General features: G+C 71.3%; 6 protein-coding genes and 1 rRNA gene. 2 read left to right on the top strand and 5 right to left on the bottom strand.

Going from position 1 to position 6,230, the window contains the following annotated elements; all coding sequences use genetic code 11:
* Nucleotides 1-86: ribosomal RNA gene (gene rrf / locus AC07EJ_RS44365) — 5S ribosomal RNA — on the top strand; the annotation flags it as partial.
* Between the two features lie 87 nt (nucleotides 87-173).
* On the opposite strand, the gene AC07EJ_RS44360 is transcribed toward rrf, so the two are convergent.
* The 4 genes from AC07EJ_RS44360 to AC07EJ_RS44345 form a co-directional block, all read right to left on the bottom strand.
* Entirely contained in the window at nucleotides 174-836 is a 663-nt protein-coding gene (locus AC07EJ_RS44360; RefSeq protein ID WP_478886366.1) for a response regulator, read from the bottom strand.
* Nucleotides 833-2,095 carry a sensor histidine kinase gene (locus tag AC07EJ_RS44355; protein WP_478886368.1) on the bottom strand — a complete coding sequence of 421 codons (1,263 nt, stop codon included), beginning with the start codon at nucleotides 2,093-2,095 and terminating at the stop codon, nucleotides 833-835. The genes AC07EJ_RS44360 and AC07EJ_RS44355 overlap by 4 nt, the downstream gene beginning before the upstream one ends.
* 85 nt (nucleotides 2,096-2,180) lie before the next feature.
* Complete coding sequence (locus AC07EJ_RS44350) at nucleotides 2,181-2,966, bottom strand: ABC transporter permease (protein ID WP_478886365.1); 786 nt, start codon at nucleotides 2,964-2,966, stop codon at nucleotides 2,181-2,183.
* Nucleotides 2,963-3,892, bottom strand: coding sequence for an ATP-binding cassette domain-containing protein (locus tag AC07EJ_RS44345; protein ID WP_389480847.1), 930 nt, complete (start codon nucleotides 3,890-3,892; stop codon nucleotides 2,963-2,965). Before AC07EJ_RS44345 ends, AC07EJ_RS44350 begins: the two co-directional genes overlap by 4 nt.
* Before the next feature lie 104 nt (nucleotides 3,893-3,996).
* Between AC07EJ_RS44345 and AC07EJ_RS44340 the strand changes: the two genes are divergently transcribed.
* A complete protein-coding gene (locus AC07EJ_RS44340; RefSeq protein WP_478886364.1) occupies nucleotides 3,997-4,554 on the top strand; it encodes a GNAT family N-acetyltransferase in 558 nt (185 codons plus the stop codon).
* 6 nt (nucleotides 4,555-4,560) lie between these two features.
* Here the strand turns inward: AC07EJ_RS44340 and AC07EJ_RS44335 are convergent, their stop codons facing one another.
* Nucleotides 4,561-6,141 (bottom strand): type IV secretory system conjugative DNA transfer family protein, encoded by a 1,581-nt coding sequence (locus AC07EJ_RS44335; protein WP_478886367.1) that lies wholly within the window; start codon nucleotides 6,139-6,141, stop codon nucleotides 4,561-4,563.
* Nucleotides 6,142-6,230 lie beyond the last annotated feature (89 nt).

Below are 6,230 nucleotides of genomic sequence, written 5' to 3'. Positions count from 1 at the left end.
GTTACATTCCGAACCCGGAAGCTAAGCCTCACAGCGCCGATGGTACTGCAGGGGGGACCCTGTGGGAGAGTAGGACGCCGCCGAACTATTTTTGATAAAAAGCCTCATTCCCCGAGTGAAAACTCGGGGAATGAGGCTTTTTTGCGTTCCCGACCATAAAGCAAGCCGCAGATTTACGCTGGCTCCACCAGCTTCGCGTCGTACGCCAGGATCACCGCCTGGACCCGGTCCCTCGCTCCCGTCTTCGCCAGGACGCGGCTCACATGCGTCTTCACCGTCGACTCGGCAAGGTGCAGACGTGCAGCGATCTCCGTATTCGTCCAGCCCTGGGCGATGACCGTGAGGACTTCGCGTTCGCGGTCTGTGAGGGAGGCGATGCGCGGGTCCGGGACCTGAGGAGTGTTCGTGGCCGGCAAGTGCTGTACGTACGCGTCGAGGAGACGGCGCGTCAGGCTCGGGGCGACCACCGCGTCGCCCGTTGCCACCGCCCGGATCCCGGAAAGGAGATCCTCCGGCAGCGCGTCCTTGACGAGGAAGCCGGACGCTCCCGCACGCAGGCCGTCGTACGCGTACTCGTCGAGGTCGAACGTCGTGAGGATCAGGACCCGGGTGAGGCCGCCGGACGCGACGATGCGGCGGGTGGCCTCGATGCCGTCGAGGCCCGGCATGCGGATGTCCATCAGGACGACGTCCGGCTTGAGACGTGCCGTGCGGCGGACCGCCTCGGCGCCGTCGCCCGCCTCGCCGGCGACCGTCAGGTCGTCCTGGCTCTCCAGCAGCATGCGGAAACCGAAGCGCTGCATGGGCTGGTCGTCGACGATGAGCACGCTGGTCACGGGGAGGGTTCCTTCGGGAGGTGGAGACGGACGCGCCAGCCGCCCGGGGGCGTGGGCAGCGGCCCTGCTTCAAGTGTGCCGCCGTAGAGGGAAGTTCGCTCGCGCATGCCGGGCAGGCCGCGTCCGGAGCCGAGGTCCGGTGCCGGCCCTCCGCGGCCCGTGTCCGTGACGCTGACGCGTACCCCGTCGTCCCCGTACGTGACGTCGACGGCCGCGAAAGCGCCCGGACCGGCGTGTTTGAGCGTGTTGGTGAGCGCCTCCTGCACGACCCGGTACACCGTCAGCTCCCTTCCCGGGGCCAGGGAGCCCGGCTGGCCGCGCAGTGCGAGGCGTACGGGCAGGCCCGCCGCGCGTACACCGTCGACCAGCTGGTCCAGGTCCGTGAGGGTCGGCTGGGGTGCCAACTCGGCTGGGGGCCCGGCCTCTTCGCGTAGCACGTCGAGCAGGCGGCGGAGTTCCGCTAGGGCCTGACGGCTCGTCGTGGCGATGGCGTCCAGTGCCTGGCCGGCCCGTTCGGGGTTTTTGGCGGCCGCGTAGGAACCGCCGTCGGCGAGGCCCGTGATGACGGAGAGGTTGTGGCCGATGATGTCGTGCATCTCTCGCGCGATGCGGGTGCGTTCCGCCGCCGCGGCGAGCTGGGCCTGCTGGTCGCGCTCGACCTCCAGGCGGCGGGCGCGCTCGACGAGGGACGACGTGTACTCCTGGCGGCTGCGGACCGCGATGCCGAGCAGTGCCACCAGGGTGATCGACCACACCTGCGGGACGATCTGCTGGTCCCAACTGCCCTTCGGGTAGCGGGCGACGCCCACGACGACAGGCAGCAGCGTCAGCGCGCAGGCGCCGGCAAGGAGCTTGAGGGGGCGGCGCAGCGCGACGTTGAACACGACGATGAGCTGGACCAGCGCCGCCTGGAGGAGGGCGCCCGTCCAGCTGTTCACGACACCTGCGGCCACCATCATCGCGAGCGCCGTCACCGGGCGGGTGCGGCGCCACAGCAGGGGCACCGTCAGGGTGAGGCTCACACAGAGGAGCAGCGGGCCCGGTACGTCGGTGTTGTGGGCGATGTTGCGCCAGCCGCCACCCGTGTAGTCGATGAGGGCGGCGGTCACGAAGAAGCCGCTCAGGAGCAGGTCCCAGACGAGCGGGCGGCGCCGGTCGAAGGCGCGCACCCGCTCGGTGAGCCGCTGGACGTAGGCGGTGAGGTGGAAGGGGGCTCGCTCGGGCTCCTGAGTCCTGTCGCCCGTCACCTCGCCCGTCATCCGGCCTGTCACCTCACCCGCTACCTCGTCCGTTATCTCGTCCGTCACCGCTTCATCCTCGTACGGGAAAGGGTTCCGCGGGGCGTCATACGTCGCGGCGCCTGAGGAGGAGGGCCGCGGCCGTGAGGACCGCGGCGGCCCACAGAGTCAGGGAGAGGAGCCCCATGGCGGGCGAGACCGCGTCGGCGAGCCGGGTGGCGGAGCCGAGGGATTCGGCGGACTGGGTCGGGAAGTAGTTGACGGCGCTGTCCACGGCGTCGTACGGGAGCATGCCGAGGACCTCGGGGAGGATCAGCACGGCGCCGACGAAGGCGCCGATGGCGGCCGGGACCGAGCGGAGCAGGGCGCCGAGGCCGAGGGCGATCAGGCTCATCAGGGTGATGCCCGCGGCGTTGCCCGCGAGGGCGCCGAGGACGCCCGGTCCCGTGAGCGAGGTCGCCTTGTCGCCGTCGGAGAGCCAGATCTGCGCGACGAGGAACGTGACCACGTTCGTCACGAAGCTCAGGGTGAACGCGACGGCAGCGAACACGGCGGCCTTGGACCACAGGACGGGCGGCCGGCGCGGGACCGCCGTCAGGGAGGCGCGAATCATGCCCGTCGCGTACTCGCTCGCCGTGACCAGGATGCCGAGGACGGCGACGCAGATCTGCGAGAGCTGGGTGCCGAGGAGGACGAAGACGACCGTGTCGATCTCGGAGTCGTCGCCGTCGTACGTCGAGCCCATGGTGATGCCAACGGCGAGGACGAGGGCGCTCGCCACGGCGAGGGTGATCCACGTGGAGCGCAGGGTCCAGAACTTGTGCCACTCGGAGCGCAGCACGCGGGGCGTGGTGACGCGGTAGGGGGCCGAGGAAACCAAGGGGGTGGTCATGCTGCTGCTCCCGTCATGGCGGTGGCCTGGTATTCGACCGAGTCGTGCGTGAGGTCCATGAAGGCCTGCTCGAGTGAGGCGGTCTGCGGGGTGAGTTCGAAGAGGGGGATGCCGTGGGTGGCGGCGGTGCGGCCGATGTGCGGGGCGTCCGTGCCCCGGACGTGCAGGGTGTCGGGGGACTCGTCGGTGGCCTCGACGCCGGGGGCGCCGGCCAGGAGCTCGCGCAGGCGTACGGCTTCGGGCGTGACGACCTTGACGTAGGCCGCGCCTGATTCGCGTACGAGGTCGGAGACGGTGGTGTCGGCGAGGAGGCGGCCGCGGCCGATGATGATGAGGTGGTCCGCGGTCAGGGCCGTCTCGCTCATCAGGTGCGAGGAGACGAGGACCGTGCGGCCTTCCGCGGCAAGGGACTTGAGGAGGTTGCGCACCCACAGGACGCCCTCCGGGTCGAGGCCGTTGACCGGCTCGTCCAGGATGACGGTGGCCGGGTCGGCGAGGAGTGCGGCCGCGATGCCGAGGCGCTGGCCCATGCCGAGGGAGAAGCCCTTCACGCGCTTCCCCGCGACGTCGCTGAGGCCGGTGAGGGCCAGGACGTGGTCGACGCGGGAGCGCGGCACGCCGTGTGTGTGGGCGAGCGCCATGAGGTGGTGGAACGCGGTGCGGCCCGGGTGGATCGAGCGGGCCTCCAGGAGGGCGCCGACCTCGTGCAGGGGCGCGTCGTGTGCGGCGTAGGCGCGGCCGCCGACGGTGGCGCGGCCCGAGGTGGGGGCGTCGAGGCCGAGCAGCATGCGCATGGTGGTGGACTTGCCGGCGCCGTTCGGGCCGAGGAATCCGGTGACGGTGCCCGGGTTGACCGTGAAGGTGAGGTCCTGGACGACGGTCTTGTCGCCGTAGCGTTTGGTGAGTCCGTGTGCCCTGATCGTCATGGTTCGACGGTAGGGAGAGGGGCGCGGGCGGGGCGTCCGACCGGGGTGGGGAGCTGTGGAAATGCTGTAGTACCCCGGTACTACGGTCCCGTAGGGTCCGCGCCATGGAGCCTGTCGCGGAGTACGTCGTGCGCCCTGTCCGTGCCGAGGAGTGGGAGGCGGTGCGGGAGATGCGGCTCGCCGCGCTGCGGGATCCGGTGGCACCGATGGCCTTCCTGGAGACGTACGAGACCGCGGTCGCGCGGCCCGAGGAGTTCTGGCGGGAGCGGGCCGGGCGGTTCGAACTGGACGGGTCGGCGCGGCAGTTCGTTGCCGAGGGGGCGGACGGAGGGTGGTGGGGGTCCGTGACCGTGCGGGTGGAGGAGGCGGGGGAGACCCTCATGTTCGGCGACCCGAGCGACGTGCGGCAGGCGCATCTCGTCGGGGTGTACGTGCGGCCCGAGCGCCGGGGGAGCGGTGTGACCGAGGCGCTGTTCCTGGCAGGCGTGGAGTGGGCACGCTCGCTGGAGGGTCTGGAGCGGGTGCGGCTGTACGTGCACGAGGACAACGCGCGTGCCCAGGGCTTCTACCGCCGCTTCGGCTTCGTCCGCAGCGGCGGGACCTTGGCGGTGCCGGGCGACCCGGGGAAGTCCGAGTACGAGATGGTGCTGGAAGGTCAGTAACAGGCCCTAAGGCAGTGGGAGTTCGGTGTGTGGCCAGCGGGCCCTGCCCTGTTCCCGGGAGCGGAGGAGGGCCAGGGTCGGCAGACCCCGGTCCGCTCCGGTGGACAGCAGCTCCGGTAGCTGGGGAAGCGGAGCCACCGCGGCGACGTCGTCGAGGACGAGCGTCATTGGTGGGTCGAGCCGACCGGCAGATGACCGTTCGGCCATGCGCCGGCCGTGCTCGACCACGCTTGAGGCGAGGGCCGTGAGGAAGGGCATCGCGCCCGGGTCCGCCTTGGGATCCTCGATGGCTTCACCCACCACATAAAGCGTTCCCCCTTCGTTCACGAAGGAATCCAGGGTGAGCGCATCAGTTCGGTTCGGGGTGCAGGCCTCGCGGATGTGGACCGAGAACATCGCGGACAGGGCGCGGGCCGTCAACTCCTGTGCCATGTCCCGGCGTTCGGGATGCGAGGTGAGTGCGGCCTCCAGCTCGCCCGCGGCGCCGGCCGCGGCCTTCGGGCTGGTGCGCAGGATGCGTACGGCCTCCTGGACCTGGGTGCCCTGCGCCCAGCGGTGCACGTGCCGGAACGGCTTCGCGTCCACGGCGGCGGCGTGCAGGAAGCTGCGCAGCAGCGTTTCCGCCGTGTCGGCCGTGGCCATGTCGAGTTTGGCGGTGGGCCGGATCGGGGCGAGGAACGCGGCCGCCCTGGACGCGGCCGTGGGCTTGTCCTCGCAGCCCTGCGCCGGGTTCCAGTGGAGGCGGGCGGGGGTGTCGCACAGGTGGGTGGGGTCGTAGACGAGGACGGGGCCGAGCTTCGACCGGGCGTCCTTGGTCTCGGCCCAGACGCCCGCCGACGACGTGATGACGAGGACGGGACCTTCGGCGTCCCTGATGGCCTGGATGGCGCGCGGGGCCCGGGTCTCGGCGGGGCCGAGGACGACGGGGCCGCGGGGGGCGGGGACGGGCAGGGGGGCGGCGACGGTCGAGGTGGCGGGATTCGCGGGGACCTCGGGGACCTCAGGGACCTCAGGGATCTCGTGGTTCTCGTGCTCGATCGGGGGCGGGGCGATGGACGTCGGAGCGACGGGCGCCGTGGCGGCGGTCGCCGGTTCGGGCGAAACCTCATCAGCCTCCCTGGCCCCTGTCCTGGCCCCCGCCCGCTTCCTGTCCCCCGCCCCGCCCTGGCGCCGTACCGCCCGCCACCGCGCCAGCGTCCCCGCGACGAACACCGTGAGCACGACCAGCACAAGGACCTGGCCGATGAACAGGCCCCAGAACAGCCCGTACCCGGAGAGCTGCCCGTCCGGGGTGTCCGGCCACGCGCCCGGGAGGTCGTGCGGGCGGCCGATGAGGGAGCGCATGGCCACCGGTGTGTGGCGGATCGTCACGCCGTCCGGCCAGGCGCCCTTGGAGAACAGGCCCGACAGGCCCGTCGCCGTCCAGATCATGACCGTCATGCCGAGCAGGAACGCGAGCAGGCCGAGGAGCAGTCCGTCGGGAATGCCGCGTTCCCGCGGGCCGGGACGGCCCCGGCCCCGCTCCCCGTACCTGTCGTCCCGTTCCCCGTACCTGTCGTCCTGCTCGTAGGCGTCGTGCCGCCGCATTGCGCTCTCGCTCTCGCCGAGCCCCACCAGTAACTTCCGAGGCCCCAGACCTTAGGCCTCAGACCTCAGGCCTGAGATCTCAGACCTCA

The organism is Streptomyces sp. NPDC045026, from assembly GCF_056432625.1.
Note: the sequence above shows the minus strand (reverse complement) of the source record. Positions and strands in the feature narration are given on the sequence as shown.

Excerpts from the sequence above, each read along its gene's own strand:
- AC07EJ_RS44340 (WP_478886364.1), top strand. The coding sequence starts at position 3,997 with ATGGAGCCTGTCGCGGAGTACGTCGTGCGCCCTGTCCGTGCCGAGGAG.
- AC07EJ_RS44345 (WP_389480847.1), bottom strand. The coding sequence starts at position 3,892 with ATGACGATCAGGGCACACGGACTCACCAAACGCTACGGCGACAAGACC.
- AC07EJ_RS44335 (WP_478886367.1), bottom strand. The coding sequence starts at position 6,141 with ATGCGGCGGCACGACGCCTACGAGCAGGACGACAGGTACGGGGAACGG.
- AC07EJ_RS44350 (WP_478886365.1), bottom strand. The coding sequence starts at position 2,966 with ATGACCACCCCCTTGGTTTCCTCGGCCCCCTACCGCGTCACCACGCCC.
- AC07EJ_RS44355 (WP_478886368.1), bottom strand. The coding sequence starts at position 2,095 with ATGACGGGCGAGGTGACGGGCGACAGGACTCAGGAGCCCGAGCGAGCC.